General features: G+C 62.8%; 16 protein-coding genes. 3 read left to right on the top strand and 13 right to left on the bottom strand.

Going from position 1 to position 19,782, the window contains the following annotated elements; all coding sequences use genetic code 11:
- Positions 1-321 precede the first annotated feature (321 nt).
- The 3 genes from tssI to M729_RS0124815 are packed head-to-tail and all read left to right on the top strand — an operon-like array spanning position 322 to position 4,264.
- A complete protein-coding gene (gene tssI, locus M729_RS0124825) occupies positions 322-2,649 on the top strand; it encodes a type VI secretion system tip protein VgrG (RefSeq protein ID WP_027163194.1) in 2,328 nt (775 codons plus the stop codon).
- Positions 2,650-2,658: 9 nt separating this feature from the next.
- Positions 2,659-3,081 carry a DUF6484 domain-containing protein gene (locus M729_RS0124820; RefSeq protein WP_027163193.1) on the top strand — a complete coding sequence of 141 codons (423 nt, stop codon included), beginning with the start codon at positions 2,659-2,661 and terminating at the stop codon, positions 3,079-3,081.
- A gap of 10 nt (positions 3,082-3,091) precedes the next feature.
- Positions 3,092-4,264: a hypothetical protein gene (locus M729_RS0124815; protein ID WP_027163192.1), complete on the top strand. Its 1,173-nt coding sequence runs from the start codon at positions 3,092-3,094 to the stop codon at positions 4,262-4,264.
- Positions 4,265-4,278: 14 nt separating this feature from the next.
- Here the strand turns inward: M729_RS0124815 and M729_RS0124810 are convergent, their stop codons facing one another.
- From M729_RS0124810 to tssF, 13 genes are all read right to left on the bottom strand, one after another.
- Positions 4,279-5,205, bottom strand: coding sequence for a beta-ketoacyl synthase N-terminal-like domain-containing protein (locus tag M729_RS0124810; protein ID WP_156949330.1), 927 nt, complete (start codon positions 5,203-5,205; stop codon positions 4,279-4,281).
- A gap of 107 nt (positions 5,206-5,312) precedes the next feature.
- Positions 5,313-6,401 carry a DUF2169 domain-containing protein gene (locus M729_RS01000000135735; protein WP_050596340.1) on the bottom strand — a complete coding sequence of 363 codons (1,089 nt, stop codon included), beginning with the start codon at positions 6,399-6,401 and terminating at the stop codon, positions 5,313-5,315.
- 1 nt (position 6,402) lies between these two features.
- The gene (locus M729_RS0124800; RefSeq protein WP_027163190.1) at positions 6,403-6,897 is read right to left on the bottom strand and encodes a hypothetical protein; all 495 of its coding nucleotides are present in this window, start codon (positions 6,895-6,897) and stop codon (positions 6,403-6,405) included.
- Positions 6,898-6,910: 13 nt separating this feature from the next.
- Positions 6,911-7,378: a hypothetical protein gene (locus M729_RS0124795; protein WP_027163189.1), complete on the bottom strand. Its 468-nt coding sequence runs from the start codon at positions 7,376-7,378 to the stop codon at positions 6,911-6,913.
- Between the two features lie 12 nt (positions 7,379-7,390).
- Complete coding sequence (locus M729_RS1000000136620; protein ID WP_050596339.1) at positions 7,391-8,188, bottom strand: PAAR-like domain-containing protein; 798 nt, start codon at positions 8,186-8,188, stop codon at positions 7,391-7,393.
- A 2-nt stretch (positions 8,189-8,190) separates the two neighbouring features.
- Positions 8,191-8,727, bottom strand: a complete 537-nt coding sequence (tagF, locus tag M729_RS1000000136615) for a type VI secretion system-associated protein TagF (protein WP_084652707.1) — start codon at positions 8,725-8,727, stop codon at positions 8,191-8,193.
- On the bottom strand, positions 8,709-12,248 hold the full coding sequence (tssM, locus tag M729_RS0124780; protein WP_027163188.1) for a type VI secretion system membrane subunit TssM: 3,540 nt from the start codon (positions 12,246-12,248) through the stop codon (positions 8,709-8,711). Before tssM ends, tagF begins: the two co-directional genes overlap by 19 nt.
- A 1-nt stretch (position 12,249) precedes the next feature.
- A complete protein-coding gene (gene icmH, locus M729_RS0124775; protein ID WP_027163187.1) occupies positions 12,250-13,572 on the bottom strand; it encodes a type IVB secretion system protein IcmH/DotU in 1,323 nt (440 codons plus the stop codon).
- Positions 13,573-13,576: 4 nt separating this feature from the next.
- Entirely contained in the window at positions 13,577-14,911 is a 1,335-nt protein-coding gene (gene tssK / locus M729_RS0124770) for a type VI secretion system baseplate subunit TssK (RefSeq protein ID WP_013525301.1), read from the bottom strand.
- 40 nt (positions 14,912-14,951) lie between these two features.
- On the bottom strand, positions 14,952-15,404 hold the full coding sequence (gene tssJ, locus M729_RS0124765; RefSeq protein WP_024504481.1) for a type VI secretion system lipoprotein TssJ: 453 nt from the start codon (positions 15,402-15,404) through the stop codon (positions 14,952-14,954).
- Positions 15,405-15,407: 3 nt separating this feature from the next.
- Entirely contained in the window at positions 15,408-16,880 is a 1,473-nt protein-coding gene (gene tagH, locus M729_RS0124760) for a type VI secretion system-associated FHA domain protein TagH (protein ID WP_027163186.1), read from the bottom strand.
- Positions 16,877-17,944 (bottom strand): type VI secretion system baseplate subunit TssG, encoded by a 1,068-nt coding sequence (tssG, locus tag M729_RS0124755; RefSeq protein ID WP_024504479.1) that lies wholly within the window; start codon positions 17,942-17,944, stop codon positions 16,877-16,879. The genes tagH and tssG overlap by 4 nt, the downstream gene beginning before the upstream one ends.
- The gene (gene tssF, locus M729_RS0124750) at positions 17,908-19,782 is read right to left on the bottom strand and encodes a type VI secretion system baseplate subunit TssF (RefSeq protein ID WP_024504478.1); all 1,875 of its coding nucleotides are present in this window, start codon (positions 19,780-19,782) and stop codon (positions 17,908-17,910) included. The genes tssG and tssF overlap by 37 nt, the downstream gene beginning before the upstream one ends.

Below are 19,782 nucleotides of genomic sequence, written 5' to 3'. Positions count from 1 at the left end.
AGCTTGCGGGTAAAACAGGACAGAAGCGTTTCAAGCCGATGAACCGGCTGGTTAATGCATGTCGCCCAAAAGTGCCCTCCGTTTGAGAAAACGACATTGCATGAAACAAGACCTGAAGGTGCAGCGCGTGAATCCGACCAACCGCGATACGGTTTAGGTTTCTGTCGCCCCATGTCCTCTTTGGCCAGCAGGAAAACATGTGGTAGGCTCAACATGGCCTGGCGTGGCGGATCTAAGAAGTTCCTGAACGGAATGCTGTTAATATAGCGGGAACTTCAAATCCATCACATTGGCGGCCGCGTCCAGGAGGGGGCTCGACCCATGCCCAATGAACGTGCCACCGTTGTCCGCACACCGGTTGGCTCCGAGCTGTTGACCTTCACGCATCTTGTCGGACGCGATGAGATCAGCCGTTGTTTTGCCTATACGGTCGGATTCGTGAGCACCGACTCCGATATCGATCCGTTGAAGATGCTGGGCGGGCCGCTCTCGATCGAAGCTGAATCCGATCCGAAACGCTGGTTCAGCGGCATCGTCTCCGAGTTCCGGCTCACCCGGCTGGAAGATCGGCTGGCCTACTATGAGGCGGTCATCAGGCCGTGGCTCTGGTTTCTCGGCAACACCACCGATTGCCGTATTTTCCAGAACAAGAGCGTCCTCGACATCGTCAAAGACATCTTCAAGAAGTACGGTATCGCGGAATTCGACCTGCGCCTGCAAGGGTCTTATCCCCCGCGCGAATATTGCGTGCAATACGACGAAACCGATCTGGATTTCGTGCAGCGGCTGCTGGAGCATGAAGGCATCCTGTATTTCTTCGAGCATGGTGACGGCAAGCACACGCTTGTCCTGGCCGATGCGATGAGCAAGCTGAAGCCCGCGCCGGGCTGCGAGAAAGTGCTCTATAACTTTGAAGGTCAGGGTTCGCGGCGCGATGTCGAATACATCACTGAATGGATACCGGGCAGTTCGGTGCGCCCAGGCGCCTATGCCCACACTGACTATGATTTCACGAAGCCGGGCGCCGATCTCATGGCCAAGTCGGCCCAGCCGTTCAGCCACAAGGAGGCAGCGGGTGAGAACTACCGCCAGCCCGGCGCGCATCTCGAAACGGGCCGGGGAGACAGCCTGGCCGCGATCCGGCGCGAGGAAATCCAGGCCGTCCACCAGCGCATCGCCGCCGTCGGGACCGTGCGCGGCCTCTATTCGGGCTGCACGTTCAAGCTGGATAGCTTTCCGCGTGAGGACCAGAACCAGGAGTATCTGGTGGTCAGCGCCGAATACAGACTGTTTGATCCAGGTTACAGAGCCCATGCTGACGTCAACAGCGAGAATTTCAAGGTGATCCTCGGCTTGGCGCCGACCGCCTTGCCCTATCGTCCGCCACGGATCACGCCCCGGCCGATCATGCGCGGCCCCCAGACGGCGACGGTGGTCGGTCCGTCGGGCGAGGAAATATTCACCGACAAATATGCGCGGGTGAAGGTGCAATTTCATTGGGACCGCTTGGGCAAGAAGGACCAGAACAGCTCCTGCTTTGTGCGGGTGTCGCAGACCTGGGCCGGCAGCGGCTGGGGTTTTATCCAGATCCCGCGCATCGGCCAGGAGGTGATCGTCGACTTCATCGAAGGCGACCCGGACCTGCCGATCATCACCGGCAGGGTCTACAACGCCTCGCAGATGCCGCCCTACGGGCTGCCGGGCAGCGCCACGCAATCGGGCTGGAAGTCCGACTCCTCCAAAGGCGGTGGCGGCTACAACGAGCTGATGTTCGAGGACAAGGCCGGCTCCGAACTGGTCAATTTCCAGGCGCAGAAGGACCATAACCTTCTGGTCAAGCACGACCGCACCAAGCTGGTGCAGCACGACCAGTCCGACCGCATCGACCACGACGCCAAGCACTCCGTCGGCCACAACCTCGACGAGGACGTCGGAAACAACAAGACCGTCAAGGTCGGCGTGGGCCAGACCACCAACATCGGCTCGAACGACACCGAGACAGTGGGCGCCAACCGTTCGCTGACGGTCATGGCCAACGAGACCATCCATGTCGTGTCGAACTCGACGGAGAACATCGACGCCAATCACACGCAGACGGTGGGGATTGTGCAGACGGTGAGCGTTGGCGCTGCGCGTGTCGATACGGTCGGAGCATCGGAGACCCGCAGCGTTGCCGGGGTTCAGAAAAACACGATCGGGGCGACCCGCTCCGTCAGCGTGGCGCTGGGACAGAGCCATGACATCGGAGCTTCCGACAGTTGGACCATAAAATCCAATCAGACGGTGAAAGTTAATGGAAATCAGACATTCAATGTAGACGGCGATCTTACTTCGACGATCGGCAAGGGTCGGGCTGCCAAGATCACGGCGGATGACGGCACTCAAATCGATGGAGCGCATTCGCTCAAGGTCGGCAAGGGCAGCGCCATCGACGTCGCTGAAGACATGTCTATCGCTTCGGGAAAGAATATAATGATCAACGGGAAGGATTCGATTACCTTTGAATGCGGAAATGCATCGATTACTATGAAGAAGGATGGAACGATTTTGATCCAAGGCAAGGATATCGCGATAAAAGGCAGCGGTAAGATTGATGTCAGTGCTTCCAGTAACGTGAGTATTAAGGGCAGCAACGTTCACAATAATTGAGGACTGGCAATGAATGTAGTCAACCGGATTGACGGAGTGGCGATAGGGCTCCTGATCGGCTTTGACGGCGGAATGCCGTTGGTGGTCTTTGTCGGCAATCCCCGCGAGACCGCGATCCCGGCGCGTAGCTTGGCTGAGCTAGATTCCACCGCGATAGGTTCGGAAGTGGCCTTACTGTTTGAAGGCGGCGATCCAACGAGGCCTCTTGTGGTGGGACGCATCGTCGAGCCGCTACGCAAAAACAGGGATCTGCAGATCATCCGCGACGGTGAACGGGTGTCCATAGCCGCAGACCAGCGCATCGAGCTGCGCTGCGGCCAGGCGTCGATCATCCTGGAGAAGGATGGGCGGATCACAATTCGCGGCAGCCAGCTGACGAGCCACGCCAGCGGCACCAACCGCATCCGTGGCGGGGCCATCCATCTCAACTGAGGCGTTCACGATGCAGCGCATCGCGTCCATCGCTGACATCGTGGACCAGCACGCTAGCGACGCGGCCTTCCTTTGGTTCCGTCGCCGCCATGAAATCGATCGCCCCATCCTGGGTGAAACCGATATCGGCCGCATCGACCAGCGCCTGAATGCAAATCTCGACGGGCTGATGGCATCCGGAAAAGCCGGTTGGGAGGCAGCCCAGGCGCATTTCGCCGACTATTCCGAGCCCGGCGAGCTTTTCGTGCTCGGCGTGCTGGCGTTGCGCTGGGGCGATGCCGAAGCCGTTGCCTTGGCGATCGACGCCGCGGCGACGCTAGGCGAGGTTGGCGTGTCGGCTCTGTCCGGCGCGATCGCGCGCACGCCGCGCGAAAACCTGCGTCCGTTCGTGGCCGAATGGCTGGACGCGCGCGATGCGCGGCTGCGTGGCCTCGGCCTCGCGGCACTCTGGCATCACCGCGTCGATCCCGGTGCTCGCCTCGGCGATTTGCTGAGCAATCCGCATCCGGATGTTCGCAGGCGTGCGTTTCGGCTTGCTGGTGGGCTCAAACGGCGAGACCTCCTTCCGGCGGTGCTGGCCGGACTTGACGGACTTGACGGCGACACGCCGAAGGAACGCCTGACGGCCGCCCTTGCGGCTTGCCTTCTTGGCGAAGCGCGCTCGGCTCACCCGGTGCTCGACCGGATCGTGCTAGCAGAGCCGGGCCTCGCGGCCGCGGCGATTGAGATGCGCCTTCTGACGACGCCCCTGAAGACCGGCCGAAGCTGGTTGCAGGATGGTCTGAGGCAGCCTGCCTTGCGCGCCACCGCGACAGCGGCGATCGGCCTCGTCGGCGACCGGTCGGTCATGCCCTGGCTGATCGCGAGGATGCGTGAGCCGGAGCTTGTCTTCGCTGCCGGGCTGGCGCTGCGCGATCTTCTCGATGTGGATTTCAATGATACCGACCTCTTCACGATAGACCCGGTTGTGCTCGGCAAGGAATTTGAACCCGTGACGGCCAGCCCGCTTCCGGTAGCCGACCGCGTGACGGCGTGGTGGGACGAGGGGCGCGGCGGGGGCAATCACGAGCCCTTCCATTCTATGCGCAGGCTTCGGCTGGACGCAATGCGCGCCGCGCTCGCCAAACCGGATGCGCCGCTGACCGATTGGCGCAGGACGCGCCGGTTCCCGGCTTGGATGTAAGTTAAGCTCAAAGCTTAAGGGCGGGTCATGCCGGCCATCACCGCGGCCGCGCGCAGGCCGCCTTCGGAAGCCACCTCGCACATGGCGGTCGGCCCCGGCGCATAGTCGTTCATAAAACTGTCAGCGGCCAGCATCAGGGCCATCGCCCCCCCGGCAGCGCCGATATCGCCGATCGTCATCGCCGGATAGGCGGTGGGCAGGACTTCCCGGCGGGTACGGTAAAAGCGCTGTCGCACCATGAGTTGCTCCCAGCCGCTGTAACGCTCGCCATTGCCGTTGCTGACGACGAAATTGATGTCTGGTTCGGCGGGACCCGATCCGCTGATAGCATCGCGCAGGGCACCGAGCATTGCCCGGCCCTGACTGAACCGCTCCGACAACACGCCATCGCTCTCCTGCGCCGTGCCGACCCCGTGGATCGCCACATGGACAGGACCCACCGTCTTAGGCTCGCGGGTGAGACATACGAAGACGGCGGCTTCGCCTGGTACCAGACCCTGCGCGTTGTCATCCCCAACAAGGCGTCCGGCGCGAGCGAGCCGGGCTAGATCGGTGTCGTTGACAAGGCTGTCGACGCCGCCGAGCAGCACCTGCTCGGCGCCCTCAGTTTCCAGGATATAGATGGCGCGTTCAAGTAGGCCAAGACTGGCCGCCGCGCCGCCGTCCACAGCGCGTGACGCGGGGTGGAAATGCTGCCCGGTCGCCGCGATGATCGCACCAAGGAAGGCTGGCGGGCGGATGTCCCCGTAGGCGGAATGCTCGCGAAAGCTCTCTGGTGGAGTCATAAGAATCGCCGTCGCCTCGGTGCGCACCTGGCCGGTGCGCATCGCTTCGTTGATCGCGCGGGCGGCCATGTTGGCGAGCCACTCGCCTTCGTTTTGGCGTAGCCGGGACCGCGCCGGCACGCGGGCAACTGTGATTGTTTCGCCATCCTTGGTCATCCAAGCATCGACGGCTGATAGACCGGCACGTATGGCGGCGAGCGTCTGCGCAGCGTTAAGGCCAGCAGCTGTGACAGCGCCTGCGCCCGTGATATAAAGCGGTCGCCTCATGGCCGCCACACAGGCTGGTTGAGTAGCGTTCCGTCGCCTCCGATTCCTGTGTATTCCTTGCCCTTGCGGGCGGCGGTAAGGAACATCGGCGTCACGTGGCCGAAGACGATCTCCCGCAGCGCGGGCGCGTTGCGTCGCGTCAATACAGCAAGACGGGCCTTGAGCGTAACGCGCCTGAGATCGGGCTCGATTACTACCGTGTCGGCCCGGAACGCGGCGTCCTCGATGCGATCATCGAAGATCAGCCGCACCGGCGCGGTGACGGATGGGAGGCGGAATTCCCAGCGGCTTTCGGGCGTTAGGCCGATTAGCGTCACATCCTCCCCACCTAGTATCTGCGGCAGATGCTGGTCCGGCGGCGTGCAAAGATAATGCTGGGGATTGAAATCCTTAGGTGGAAGAGGCCACTGGGTGTCAGTCCAGGCTTGATCGTAGGTCCCAGCATAGCGGATTCGAGGCTGCCACCCCCGCCCGATTGCACCGAATCCCGCAGGCTTCGGCCGGTCGGAAGGGCTGAGATAGGGCTCCCCCGGATAGGTTATATTTGGAGCATGAGTCTTCACCGCAGGGTCGGCCGAGCGAGCATGGTGGAAGCCAACACCAACCGGGTTGCGAATTTCGACGCGTCCGTCCTCGGTCGTGCCGCCATATGCGCGCTCATAGACCAGCGACATGGTGCGGAAGGGGTGCGGCGTCGAATAGCTGCCTGCGTCGTAGATACGGTCGCCAGCAACCTGAAGCGTCTTGCGCATTACGCCAATTCTCAAGCCAACTTGCATCTCGCGAACCGGCTTGCTGTTCGGCGCGTATGCGGTGCCATTGACGATGACCTCGGCGACTGGCTTTACTGGCGCGATATCCGCCTCATAGCGTATCGAGGACGCTGCGGGGTCGCCGAACGGCTCGTCGCTCAATGCCACGGGAAGTTGTTCGGCGGCCGGCCAAAATGGGGCGCCCGCGTCGGCCGCCTCGAAACTCGCCGAGAACATGGCCACCATGATCTCCTGACCCTCGGCGTCGACCTGTACCATGGTGGCGACGGCAAACGGCGTTCGGTTCTCTATCCAGACGTTGAAGGCAGCCATGTCAGCACCAACGCCTCTCTTTGGACAGGCCGACAGGCCAGTAAGGTTGGCTGGCCAGCACTTCGACGCAAATGTTCTCGCCAGCTTCGATCACCCATGCGAGTAGGAATTTTGGCGGGTCGACGGATTCGGTTGCACCCAACCCGTGGTTGAGCGCGTCGCAGGCCAGCCAGAACTTGCGCACCACCGCGATGAAATGCATGTCGGCGGCAGGACCAGCCGGATATTCCTGGATCAGGAAGTCCCGCGCGGCCTCGGGGCTGCCGAGCCTGCCAGTCTGATAGGTCATCGCCTCCTGCCAATCAGAGGCGACGCGCTCCACGTGCGGCCGCAGTTCATCGAGATACGTCGTGAACAGTTCGCGATAACGCGGCGCTCCCGGCTGTGGCACGGCCGATCCGGCGAGCGGTGCGCCGGAGAGCATGAGGTCGTCCGGCGCTTCCAGAAGGCGACGAATGTTCTGCTCGCGTCGATGCGGAGTAAGGATCGGGGACATGGCTCGGCTCCTCTCAGACGACGTGGTCGCTGGCGTCGAGACCGACCGGCTGGTAGACCAGCCAGACAACGGCGTCGACGAGGTCCTCGTCTTCGCCATGCAGGGCGTCCACGAGCAGCAGCCAGGGAGCGATTGGAACACCGTCTTCAAATCGCCGATTGTCTTCATCTTCGTCGTCGATACCCCAGTCGTCCTCCGACGGCGGAATCCGTTCAACAGAACCATGTGCGTGGCCGTGGGTCTCGATTTCCTCGTTGATCGCCACCACGCTGAGGTAATATTTGCGGAAGACCGCCAGCACGAATGGATGCGAGGACGGACCGAACGGCCAACGGGTCTCGATCATCCGAGCCGCCTCCTCTTTTGAAGAGGTTTCTCCGGCAATCTTCACCTGAAGCTTTGCCCACCACTCGTTGGCCGCGCCCAAGGCTTCACGCAGGTCAAAAACGTAATTGCCATACAGGCGATCGAAGGCATTCATGCGCGTGTATCCTTATGCCAGATAGGTCTTGATGCGCTGCTGAACCTGGGCAATGGTCGGATTACCACGCGTAAAATGGGCCATACCTTTCTGCACATTGTTAAGACTGTGGTTGGCGCATTGTGGCTGAACCGCAGCGTTGGATACTGCCCATCTCTTAAACGCCGCTCCGTTCCGGCAGCCACCCTTGTACCATGCGATGACGATCGGGGGCTGGTGGTCGGCCGTCTTGCCCGGTTTTCCGCAACGTGCTCCTGTTGGCCCGATCACCCAGCACGGCTTGCCCTGGATATGGGCAGTCTGCGTGGTAGTAGGACCATATCCCTTGCCTGCGCGCTCGTAATGGCGGGAGCACTTCTTCTTTCCTGAGAAAGCCTTTCGTCGCTTGAACCGGACAAGGGCGGACATGTCGCATGCACCCGCGGGCGCGGATGCTGCCGCCTGGCCCATCGGATCGCCGTGGCGGCCAACCCCCTTGCCCTCAACTTTCACCAAGAAGGACCAGAGCATGAAGAAGCCCTTGCCCTTGATCTTGTGCGTAACGACGTTGCCGCCCTGAACGCCGCCTTCGTCGCCGGAACTCATCATGATCTCGGACGCGTTCTCGAGCGCGGTCGGCTCGCCATCGATTTTAACGCTCTTGCTTCCCTTGATAAGGTCACTGGCCTGCAGCATGTTTACATAGGGCACAGGCACAGGCCCGGCCGGCGGCGGAGGAGGGCTGAGACAGACATCGCCCGGCGCAATGCCCTTGCCACCACTGCCCTTGTGAAAAAAGCCCATGCTCTCGGCGAAGACAGTAAGGCCCATCGTCAGATATCCTCGATTGCGGGCTTGGTGGCGCGCAGCTTCGGCAAGGCGTTGTCGGCGAGATCATGGATATCAGCGAAGTTAAACTCGGTGACGTCGAAGTCATCGCACCAGAAGGTTATGGCAGACGCGTCGCCCGTGCTCGTTTCTCTGAGCAAGGACAGCGTCTCTGCCAGCTTGGCGGTTGACCAGTTACCTTCTACAGCGCCATTGAGGCAGGCGGCGATTTCGTCAAACCATCCGGCGGTTGGCTCCGGCGGCGGTCCAAGCCTTACGATGGCAAAGGGGTATCGTCGCCCGACGCGGTCTTCGCTCATCCGCCAGACGCCAGCACATGGCTGGTCGCAGAAAATCGCGGCGGGTACGGTAAAGCGCCAGACACGCGAGTCCAGTTCACCCTCGTCCGGCCTCGCCAGCAGTTCCATCGACATCCAGCGGTCCCAGCGGTCGATGAAAGTCCGCGGCAGGTTCGCGGAGACGAAGTCTCCAGTCGCCGGAATCTTACCGAAGAAGCCGATGATCATATCTGCGGTGGACATGTGAACTTCTTGAACATTTCCAGATTGTAGGGGTTTTCGACGCTGGCGGCCTTGAGTTCGAAATCGGCATACATGCCCTTCGTGCCCAGGCGCAGGCTGTAGACATCGGTCAGCGAAGTGCTGGCGAAGCGGCCACTGCGGAGCATCCTCAGCCACGCCCAGCTGCCGGTTTCGTTGAGCATTATTTCAGGCGATCCGTCGATCGGCTGGAAGGCGAGCGAGATGACGCCCGTGCCGTCCTTGCCGGGCCATGTCATGGGTTGCGGCCGCGTTGCGTTGTTGTAGTAGACGAGGCTCTGGCCATCGAGATTGAGCGTGACGCGCGTGACGTTGGGAGACAGGTCCTTCGGTTCAAGCGTGAAGCTCATCACGGGTCCGCTGCCGCCCGCAAACAGATCGTCGCGGATGTGCCTGGCCTGCTCGAATGCCGCCAGGGCCGAAGCATCAAGGCCGAAATCGGCGCGCCACTTCCACGGCTGGCTGGTCATGTCGACATAGTTGATCAGGTGGTCGTTGATGAAACCGTCGATCAGCCCGGCCGGTCCGAACAGCCTTGCGAAATCCCGCACGTTGACGTCCACCGCGCTCTCGGCGCTGAACGGATAGCGGTCGTTCAGCGCCGCCTGGCAGAAAGGCAGGATATCGGCCCGCCAGATGGCGTTGAGCTCCGAAGTGACCGCCTTCTGAGTCAAATTGCTGGTGTCGCCGGCAATCCCGCCCAGCCAGGCGTTGATAGGGTCGGGCAGGATCTGTGCCTGCCGGGCGACCGCTCCCGTCAGCTCGGCAAGGCCGCCCTGCTTCTTGATGGCATCCTGCGGATTGGGGTTCGCGGTGACCGTCTGCAGCACGTTGGAAAGTGCGGTCAGCGCGACGACCGCAGCATCCAGTGCCGGCGGCTGGCCATCGACCTCGGCAATGGTGCTCTTGAGTGGTTTGAAATGCTCGGCCACAAGATTGCCGGTCAGGTCCACCTCGCTGGCCGAACCCGCCCGTGGCAACAGTTTTGCCCCTGTTTTCACTATCTTGCCAAGCTTGCCCAGTTTGCCGAGCAGTTTCGAGCCGCCTTTGGCTGCCGCCTTGTCATCTCCGGCGGGCGCGTCATCCGAACGGGTGAGCTCCATCTCTTGCACCACTGCCGTCAGCAGGCGCTTCAGCGCGGAATCGGCGCTCGAAAGATCCTTGAGGTTCTCACTGGCGACGATGAGATCGGTCAATGGCGCGAGCCTCATGTCGCGCAGGAAGCTGTCCCATTGCGCGATATAGTCGTCATAGTAGAGCTTCAGAATATCCTCGGACAGCGCCGAAACCGAGGTTTCGGAGTTCTCCGAGCAGCCGCCAGCGAAAACGGCACGATCGAGCGCCGCCTGTGCGGCGACATCGTCGATGCGATCGAGAATGACGTCGTGGAATCCGGCATAGGTGAAGGCGCCGGAAATGCCGACGCGAAGCGTCTTGGCTGAACGGCGCGCAAACACCTTGCCGCCGTTTGGGCCGGCGAAATTCGCCGGGACCCACTCCTTGAGCCCGGCCACTGCCGGATCGGCCAGCAACTGTTTGTAGGCGCGCGCCGGCAACGAAATGGTGCACACCGTTTTCAGCGCTTCGGCAACCAGGGCCTGGTCGGGCGCGACATAGCTCTCGTCGACCGTCATCCGGCGGATGGCGGCAAGCTGATGCTCTTCGGCATCGGCGGTCGGAAATGGTGCCGCGGCCGCGAATTCGGGCAAGCTGTTCGCCCACCAGTCTTGGGCGTAATCGGGATCCATCTGAGACAGGCCCGTCATCATGCGATAGGTTTTCAGCGCTCCGAGCATGAAATCCGGGTCGCGGATCTGCCGCCACATCGTCGCCTCGAGCAAGGCGATCATGCGTGGCTCAAGAATATTGCGCAGAGCATGATCGTACGTGTCGGTCTGCGCCCGCACCATTTCCGCGGAGGCCGATGGTCCCAGCAGATCCTGTGCGGCGCCAGGCGGTGCTGTCCGGGCGGTTGCGACCGCGTCCATCGCACCGAGCGCGCCGTCCATGGCGGGCTGCTCCACCGATGCCGGCGTTGCAGCGATGGAGGTCAGCGGCGTCTGCAGCGCTTCGAACTGGCCTGCCTGGGCCGTTATCGCGTTGCGGTTGTCAAAATAGGACCAGGTGAACAACCCGCCGGCCAACAATGCCGCCGCCGCGCAAGCGGCTGCCGCACCCCGCCAGATCCAGGCGCGGCGCCGTTGCGCCAGCGGATCGAACGTGCCGAGGCCCGCTTCCTTGAAGATGACTTCGGTCAGCAGGTTCTTCAGGAAGAAGCTGCGTTTTTCGACCCTTGGTGCGGGCAGCGCCCGTCGCAGCGGCAGGCCGAAGGACGAAGACAGCGCCGCGGTCAGCCGGTCGATGGGCGCTCCTTCCTGCGTCGCCGATGTCAGATAGAGCCCGCGCAGCCAGGCGACCTCTTCATACCGGCTTTCGCCGAACATTGCCTCGACCAGCACCTGTATCGGTTCGGACAGGCTTGCCAGTTGGGCGGGAAAGCGGAAAATCTCGGCACGGGCGGCGAGTTTGTCCTCATCTTCCAGCCGCGGCACCAGCCTCCGCTCGAGTTCCGTCGCCAGCGCGGAAATTTCCCGTTCAATGGTCTTGGCATCGACACGCGCTTCCAGCGCGAAGGTGGTCCCCCACACCTGCTCGCGCGAAGCCGTGGACAAGCCGCCGAAGAAAGCCTCGAAGCCCTTGATCAGATCGGCCTTGGTCAGCATCAGATAGACCGGAAGGCGGATTTCGAGCCGGTCGTTGAGTTCGGCCAACCGGCGGCGGATCTTGCGGCCGTGCGCCTTGATGGCTTCATCGCCCTCCCAAAGCACGTCGATCGAAAGCGCGACGATTACGCCATTCAGCGCGCGGCGTCCGCGGTGCTTTTTCAACAGGTCGAGGAAGCCCAGCCATTCAACCGCGTCCACATCGGGCTGGCTCTCCTGCTGGACATAACGGCCGGCCGTGTCGATCAGAACCGCATGTTCTGAAAAGAACCAGTCGCAGTTGCGCGTGCCGCCGACCCCCTGCAGGTCGTCGGTGAGGTCGATCGGAAAATTCAGCCCGGACTGCCGCAAGGCCGTGGTCTTGCCGGTGGCCGGCGGCCCGACGATCACATACCATGGCATTTCGCGCAGAAACTTTCGTCCGCCCAGCTTGCGGCGCTTCAGTTCGGCCATCACCTCGGCGAACTTGGCACCGACGGCCGCGACATTCTCTTCGCCGGGTCTGAGCGGCTTTTCCACCACCGGCGCGGCGATCTCGGCGACGAACATGCGGTTGGCGCGGATCGCCCGGCGCTGGGCGACGATCAGCCAGATCAGCCAGAAGATGACCAGCAGCGCAATGATGACGATGCGCACGTTATCAGAGGCGAACGGTTCATAGGGACCGACCCTGACGATCGGACCGAACACCCAGATGACCAGGGAAAGCAGCGTGAGGCCGATCAGCGTCCATAGCCAGCGTGATGTCAGGACAGCCCAAAGGAAGCGCAGGATGAACATCTCACAGCCTCTTTTCGACAAGCACCTCGACGCGGCGGTTCAAGGCCCGCCCCTCGCGCGTGCTGTCGGTGGCGACTGGATCGGTGGCCGCGCGGCCCTCGGAATGGACGCGATCCCGCGGCACTCCGTTCTGGACCAGCATGTCGGCAATCGTCTGGGCGCGAGCCTCCGACAGTCGCTGGTTGGTCGACAGCGGATTGGTCTTTTGCAGGGGAACGCTGTCGGTATGACCGACGACGGTGATGTTTCCGATCAGCTCCTGGTTGGCGAGGATCACCTTGGCGAGCGACCCGATCAGGGGCTCGAAGCCTTCGGTCAGTTGTGGCCGTGACGACTGGAACAGTTCGGGATTGGAGGCCTGGATCGTCAGCTTGGCCAGCGAAACGCTTTCGGTGCCGCTGAGGGCGGATTTGAGGTCGGCGGGCGCCCCGGCCTGAAATTCCGGCAACAGCGCAAAATCCACCTTCTCCGGCGGCGGGGCATCGACTTTGGGCGAGGTGCGGGTGATGTCGCCGCGCGCGGGCGGCGGCAGCGCGCGAACAAGTGCGGAGAGCTCGACCGCCTGGCTGCTCAGTGCCATCGAGAGCCCGACATGGATTGTCATGGCTGCAACCGCCGCACCGAGCGCCATGACCCAGATCGGAACGATGAAGCGCTGCGGCTCGTCAGATGCGATCACGCCTTTCCAGTTTGGCGACAGTGGCGCGCCTTCGGCGTCGGCATCGCGTAGGAAGCGTGCCGCCGCCACGCGAACGGCATTGAGCGAGCGGTCGCCGGATCGGGCCGACACGCGATATTTGCCACGAAAGCCAAGCGCCATGCATTGATACTGCAGTTCCAGCAATTCGCGATCACGGTTGGGATGGCGCTCGAGTTCGTCGAGACGGGTGAAGAACTGCGTGCCGGCATCGACATCGCCGCGCAGCATGACCACAAGCGGCTGCCGCGGCCAGGCGCTGGCACCGCCCCATGGCGTGTTCAGGGCCAGATCGTCGAGCAACGCCGCCACCACCCAGGCCGCCTGGTCGGCGCGCTCCATTGAGGATCCGACCGACATAGCCGTGTCGCGTGCCCGGACCAGTTCTTCGAGCAATCGGGTACGCAATGCTTCCGGATTGTCCGGCGGCAGCGCACTTTCAAGCTCGGGAGCGAATTCGAGCAAGGGCGCAAATGCGTTGACGAGTGCGTTCGGATGGGTGCGGGAGCGCTTTACCGACGCGCTCGGCAAAGGTGGCGCCATCGGCCGCGGCATCGGCGCGCCGGTCAATCGAATGCGGGTGCGTTCGCGATCCTCCGACAGTCCGAACGGATCATCGCGGCTCATGATCTCACCTGTTCACCGAATAGCAGTCCACCTGCGGCTCGCTTGGCAACACGCCCGAAACGCCGATGACGAAGCCGGGAGCGTCGAGCAGCGACGCCCAGTGCTCACTTTTCTGGTCCAGTTCCAGACATAACCGATCGCCATCGTAAGGAATCTCGCGCGGCTGAGAATGAAGCGGTTTCAGCGGAATGCCGGGCAAGCGCGATTTCCACAGGCCCTCGAACTGGTCGGCCGAGCCGACGGTTGCCTGATTGACGAATATCTTGCGCAGCGCGTCTTCCGACAACTCCGAACCGACCCGGATGACGATCCGGCTGGCCACCAGCAGCTTCGGATTGTCGATACGGATCTTCCAGACATTGGTCGAATGCCGCATGACAGGCAGCGCACGCGATTTGGGCTCGATGTAACGCAGGCTGAGGATGAGCGAGCGCAGCGCATCCGCCAGCGCCGAATAGGCGGGGCCAGGCGCCATGTGATCGTAGGCGGGCAACTCGCCCAGCCGCCGCGCGCTCGATCCGTAGGTCGCCATCGAACCGGCGAGACCGGCAAGTTCCAGGTAAAGCTCGGCTGGATGGAACACATCCTGAGCCAGCATGTGGGCCAGCCGCGGACGTGCCGCATTGGCGAGATTGAGCATCAGCAAATCTTCGACGCTGCGCCCAGGTCCGCCCATGACCATCTTGCCATGCGCCTCGGCGATCTGGTCGAGGCCGGTGACAACTTCCAGCAGCAATTGCCGGTACCAGGCCACGGCGCCCGTAACCAAGGTCGGTGGCAGGAAGGTCTCGTCCAGGGAGACGCCGCCATCGGCTCGAATCCCCTTGAGGTCGGCTATCGGCAAGGCCGTGTAGCCACCGACCGACTTGCCGGGTGCGAGCAGCAGCGCCTGCGGCCGGGCAATTTCGATTTCTTCAGGGTCTGAACCGCCCTGGACGGCGTCACGCACCGAAACGATCCGCCCATGATATCGCGCACCCGAGGCGGCAGCGTGTGCCGGATCGAAGCCGACACCGCCCGGAGGCTCCAGCGGCAAGGCGATCAGGACCGGTCCGGCGCCCGTGTCAGGGGTGACCGGCAGCGGTCGCGGCGCGTCCATCATGTCCGGGATGGAAAAAGGTGTCCCATCCGGAAAGATGCCCCGCGCGGACAGGATCGAGATCTGGCCGGCTTCCAGCAACGCCTGGTCCAGTGTCAGCTGTTGGAAACCGAACGTATGCAATTGCCCGGCCTGCAACGCGCCGCGCACCGTCGCCTCGAAAAAGCGATCCTGCTGCTGGAAATGCTGGGTCCGCAGGAAAAGCCCTTCGGACCATAGCACCCTGTTTGCATTGCTCATGCCGCTACTCTCTGCATCGAGCTCCCCTTGCCCTTTGCCGCTAGGCGGAAATGCCGCCGCTGCCAAGCGTGACGTTGATCGTGAATTTCGATCCCGACGACACCGACTTGGTTGTCCGCCAGTTCCGGCCGCCGGGCTCGCGGATCAGAGCAACAAAGCCCAGCGCCGTCGCGTCCGGCTCGACCGTGATGGTTTTGGATGCGGATTTTCCCGGCCCGACGGAAATCTGGTCGGATCCGATGAGATCGCCCGCCAGCGCCGTGCCGGCATCCCCCTGCAGCGCGAAATAGTCGGCGGAATTGAATTTGCCGGTGCTTTTCAGCCGCATCACCAGGATCGTTACCGGCCGGTCCCCGCCGCCTGGTCCCGGGTTCATGCCAGCACCGCCGTTTACGTTGACGGTGATCACCGATGGTTTCGGCGGACCACTCTGGCAAGCCGCAAGCAACCCTGTCGCGCCCAAGGCAACAACAAATTCACGTCGATCAATCATCTCTCACTCCTCCTCATATGCATCTCGAAAATCAGCGCCGATTTCGCCAAGGAAGCTCTTTTCAGCACTCTCGGCGATTTCACGATGGCGCTTCTGGTAAAGTTCCCACAGCTTGGCGCCCCGCCCCCCAGAGAGAAGGGTTCCGATCGCGGAATTCGATTTCAGCTCTTCCTCGATCACTACCGGGTCAAAACGGTCGATCATCCGCCGCATGGCGGTCTGTATGCCTCGCCAGGCGCGTACGTGATGTTGCGCGAGATCGCGCACCGCATCGGTGATTGCCGCTTCACCGCCGAGAAATCCTGGGCTGCGCTCAGCGATAAGCGTTATGATGGCGTCGTCGACGGTCGGCAGGAACTTGAGCGGATTGACTTCGGAGGCCCCGACCATGGTCTGCGCGACGCGCGCGTTTCCCTTTTCCTCGGCCCGCTTGCGCAGAAGCTGCATCAGGCCTTCCATCATCATCCGGTATTCGCGACCGAACTTCTCCATTTCCGCGATGCTGTCGCGTCCGGGGAAATCGGCTTCCTCGACACCCATGCCATGCAGGAATGCGGCGCGAAGCGCCATCTCCTCCGGCCGCGCCGCACCCAGCGCCGGGGCGGCTTTGGGAGCAGCACCCACACGTGGTGAAGCAGGGGTAGCTGCGGGCTGCACCGGCAAATCCCAGGGATTGGCTGATTGGGATCGCTGGGCGATGCGCTCGCGCTGTTCGATCGAACTGGCGCCGTTCGCCGAACTGAGCGTGGCGGCTGGTCCGAAAGCAAAGTCATCATGGGTTCCGGACGGCTTGTCACGGGCGGCTTGGGCTGCGCGGTCGGGGGACGGTACCGCGTCGAGGCTGAACGGGTCCGCTTGGCTCGCCGCGCCGCCCGGTTCGCGATAAGGGGCGGGATTTTTCGACACCGGCGTCGAAACCGGATCGAGGCTGAACGGGTCATCGAAAGCGGCCGAGTGGCGCTGGTCGGAGTTGGCACGTTCGAATGCACCCGCAACCGGCTGCTCGAAAGGGTTCGGCAGATCGGCCGGACGTGGCCGTCGCGGCTCTTCTTCGACCTTGGCGGAAAAGAAGTCATCGCGACCGATGCTCACCGGGGCCCGGGATGCTGGCGGCGCGCGTTCCGAAACCGGCTGGCCGGCCGCTGGTGCTTGAGTGGCTGGCGTTTGCAGGTCGACATGGACGACGTAGTCGCCCAATCTCAGCCGCATGCCACTTTGAAGGCGCGTCGACTTGCCGGCACCGAGCGGGCTGTCGGAGTCGTTTATGAACAATCCGCTGCTCGACGTGTCGGTGACGAAATATCCATCTCGCCCGCCAGAGATCTTGCAATGTGCCCTTGAAACGAACATGTCGGGATCGTTGATCTGCCAACCCGCGTCCGCGCTGCGGCCGATCACCAGCTCACCCTCGTCAAGCCGGGCTTGCCGCACCGCCTGGGTGCGTGGCCCTTGCTCCAGTGTCAGCAGCAGGCTCATGCCGCGACCCCCGTCATTTCCGGCCGCCATCCGACGATTGTCCGCAGCCGCATGTCGTCAGCATCGCCCCTTTCGATGGGTCGCGCAAGCCAGGCGGTCCGCCCGAGCCGAACCGCTCCGATTTGGGGCGGCGGTACGGCTTCACGCGCAAGCACGATGCGCAGATCGACGTCGAGCGACTCCCCGACCATGTCGCGAACGGCCTGCTTGAACAGCTTGAGCCGCTCGCCGCCAGGCAGGAACGCCTTGAACTCCTCATACCCCAGCGGGCCGACACGCAGTTCGATCCTGCTTTGGCGGCTGAAAACGCGTGGGCCGATCGTCGCGCCCTTGCCGAGCCCTGCAAAGGCCTTTGCAAGACGGGTCTGGAGACCGGTTGGTACTGTTATCCAGGCGGAGATGAACTCCTTGATCTGTACCGGCGCCTTGAACGCTTCCGCCAGGAACAGCGTCAGCCGTTCCGGGCCGTCGACCTGATTGGCCAGCGAAGCCGCCTGGCGAAGCTTCACCGTATCGAGATTGGGGTCCTGCGTGCCGGGAAGTCCGATCCCGGCCATGGCTTCAAGCATGGCGCGAACGCGCCCGCCGACCGCGCGTTCGGCCTGCACGGCCGGGTGCGCATCCGCCCACGCCCGATAGTAGAGGGCGATCATACGGTGCTGCAGAATGTTGACGAAGTCGACGAACGTCGTGTCGCTGGTCAGTTGTGCCTCGGCGCCGGCGAACCAGCGTTGCGAGAGCCGGTCGAGCACCCAGCGCGTCAGATGCAGCGGCATTGGACCCTCGGGTCCCAGCAGACCAAAATTTGCCACCGTGACCCGGGCCGGTGCCGCATCGCGGGCTTCGCGGAACACAACCAGGTCCCGTGCGGAAAAGGCGAGGCGTACATGCTGGCCGAGCCGTGCCGGCTCACGGTCGGGACGGCCGGAATGGCCGAACAGACCGTTCCGTTGTTCGAGGCGGCGCAGCAGTTCGAAAAAGTCGAACGTCTCGGACAGACCTTCGGCCCTGTTCGGGCCGGGCGTGTCTAGATCAGGTAGCGATTGCCGGGCGTCATCGGCCATGGCACATCCTCCTGCTTCTGCAGCAGCCGCGTGCGAGTTCGCACGAAGCCGTTTATCCCGGCGTGACGAGCAAACAACCGCGCCAGCAAGGCCGAAAGCAGCAAGGTACTTTGGCCGGCCAGGACCGATTGATCAACATGCAACGTGACTTCGGTACCGCGTCCAAAGCACATCGGTCCATCGATTTGCAGACGTTCGATGACCGGCTGCGAGTCGATACGCACGATCGAATGCACATTTCGGGCAAGGCTTGGATCGCCGCGATCGGCATAAAGGTCGAGTAGCGCATGCAGGGGATCGATGCCGCGGCCTTCTTTGGCAAGACTGAGAAAGTTGAGCGCGAGCTGCGCCACCAGCCGCCAGGCGAGATCATCGGCCCGCGATTCCCCGTCGGCCCCAGCAGGCAGTGCCGCAGGAATAGCTGGCTGCGGCGCACGCAAGGCGCCAAGAAGCCTCACGGTTTCGACCGGGTCGCCGGCCTCTAACGTCAACGTCGGATTGTCATCGAGGATCGGCAGATCACGATTGGTGCAAAGCGCCATCACGTCGAGCCGCTTCAGCGGCCGGGTCGCCGGCCTTACGAGCGGCCGGGACACGGCCAGGAAAACGTCATCCCCGGTATAGGACGTTCGCGTCAGGCCTTCGCGGCGCTCCTCCTCCATCGCGCGGCGAGGGCGCCTTTCGGTCGAATAGACCCAACCACTACCGCCGTTCTGACCCAGGCTGAAGAGCTCGGGGATTTCAGCGTCGTTACCTTCCGTGTCGGCGTCCTCGACGCGGATGACCCGGTAGATTTCGAAGTCACGCGCCCGCGTCCGGTCCGCATGCAACACCTGGCGCGTCTTGCGTTCATCGACTTCGACGACGTTGCACTCGCGTTCGAACAGATTGATGATCGGTGTCGCGAAAAGTTCGAAGTCGGCCGGCGTCAGATCGGCCAGCTCGGGAACCGTGCGTTTGAACAGGAAAATGATCTCGAGTCCGGCCGCGCATTGGCGCACGACAGGCTGCAATCCCAAAACCCGTGCATAGTGAAAACGCTCGGGCATCATGAAGTATTCGCGCAGCAACCGGTATCCTTCGAATGTCGGGCGGGTGCGCGGCATCAAGGCCTCGTCGTCGCTGATGCCGATCATCTCGGGTGCCGGCAACGGCGACAGCGGGTTGGTCTTGCCTTCCGGTCGCGCTGCTGTGGCCGCGCAGGCGCCGAAAATCGCATCGAACAGTAGCGGCGCCTTGGTGCGTCCGGCAAAATAGAGGTCAAGCCGGTCGAGAGCCAGTTCGTCGAGCTTGCCTTTTCCGGTCCTGGCCAGCGTGAGGCGGAGCGCCGACTCGCCGCTGACACCGCCGATCGGTCCTATGCCAGCCATCGCCATCGCACTGCGGTCCTGAAAAAAGCTGACCGAAGTGACCGCGATCGGCCATAGAGTCATTTCCTGGGCGGTTGAGAAAATGCAGCGCGTTGACAGGCCTGGCTGCAGGCTGGAAACCAGCCGTGTGTTGCGCTTGACGACGTGGCCGGCCAGCATGGTCTGGACCTGCTGGCCGGGTTTCAGCACCGCCATCGCCGTTGCCGGCGCCGGCGTGACCAGATCGGGATAGAGAACGTCGAGCACACTGCGGGAAAATCGCGAGCGCTCGGCATCGACCTTTAGCCGGGTGCGCGCGGCCAGGAAGGCTACGCCATCGAGCAGGCGCTCGACATATGGGTCCGGACACGGCACCGTATCGAGGGAAAGGTTGCGCGCCACCGCCGGATGCATGTCTGCGAATTCCGATGCAAGAGCGCGGATATGGCTCAGTTCCTCCTCGTAATATTCGACGAAGACCCGATCCAT

This window comes from Mesorhizobium sp. WSM1293, assembly GCF_000513875.1.
Classification (GTDB): domain Bacteria; phylum Pseudomonadota; class Alphaproteobacteria; order Rhizobiales; family Rhizobiaceae; genus Mesorhizobium; species Mesorhizobium ciceri.
Note: the sequence above shows the minus strand (reverse complement) of the source record. Positions and strands in the feature narration are given on the sequence as shown.

What these genes read in the sequence shown, in the direction of transcription:
- M729_RS0124815 (WP_027163192.1), top strand. Translation starts at nt 3,092, where the DNA reads ATGCAGCGCATCGCGTCCATCGCTGACATCGTGGACCAGCACGCTAGC.
- tssG (WP_024504479.1), bottom strand. Translation starts at nt 17,944, where the DNA reads ATGGCCGATGACGCCCGGCAATCGCTACCTGATCTAGACACGCCCGGC.
- M729_RS0124800 (WP_027163190.1), bottom strand. Translation starts at nt 6,897, where the DNA reads ATGTCCCCGATCCTTACTCCGCATCGACGCGAGCAGAACATTCGTCGC.
- M729_RS01000000135735 (WP_050596340.1), bottom strand. Translation starts at nt 6,401, where the DNA reads ATGGCTGCCTTCAACGTCTGGATAGAGAACCGAACGCCGTTTGCCGTC.
- tssJ (WP_024504481.1), bottom strand. Translation starts at nt 15,404, where the DNA reads ATGATTGATCGACGTGAATTTGTTGTTGCCTTGGGCGCGACAGGGTTG.
- M729_RS0124795 (WP_027163189.1), bottom strand. Translation starts at nt 7,378, where the DNA reads ATGAATGCCTTCGATCGCCTGTATGGCAATTACGTTTTTGACCTGCGT.
- tagH (WP_027163186.1), bottom strand. Translation starts at nt 16,880, where the DNA reads ATGAGCCTGCTGCTGACACTGGAGCAAGGGCCACGCACCCAGGCGGTG.
- M729_RS1000000136620 (WP_050596339.1), bottom strand. Translation starts at nt 8,188, where the DNA reads ATGGGCCTTACTGTCTTCGCCGAGAGCATGGGCTTTTTTCACAAGGGC.
- tssI (WP_027163194.1), top strand. Translation starts at nt 322, where the DNA reads ATGCCCAATGAACGTGCCACCGTTGTCCGCACACCGGTTGGCTCCGAG.
- icmH (WP_027163187.1), bottom strand. Translation starts at nt 13,572, where the DNA reads ATGAGCCGCGATGATCCGTTCGGACTGTCGGAGGATCGCGAACGCACC.
- tagF (WP_084652707.1), bottom strand. Translation starts at nt 8,727, where the DNA reads ATGTCCACCGCAGATATGATCATCGGCTTCTTCGGTAAGATTCCGGCG.
- tssM (WP_027163188.1), bottom strand. Translation starts at nt 12,248, where the DNA reads ATGTTCATCCTGCGCTTCCTTTGGGCTGTCCTGACATCACGCTGGCTA.
- tssK (WP_013525301.1), bottom strand. Translation starts at nt 14,911, where the DNA reads ATGAGCAATGCAAACAGGGTGCTATGGTCCGAAGGGCTTTTCCTGCGG.
- M729_RS0124810 (WP_156949330.1), bottom strand. Translation starts at nt 5,205, where the DNA reads ATGACCAAGGATGGCGAAACAATCACAGTTGCCCGCGTGCCGGCGCGG.
- M729_RS0124820 (WP_027163193.1), top strand. Translation starts at nt 2,659, where the DNA reads ATGAATGTAGTCAACCGGATTGACGGAGTGGCGATAGGGCTCCTGATC.
- tssF (WP_024504478.1), bottom strand. Translation starts at nt 19,782, where the DNA reads ATGGATCGGGTCTTCGTCGAATATTACGAGGAGGAACTGAGCCATATC.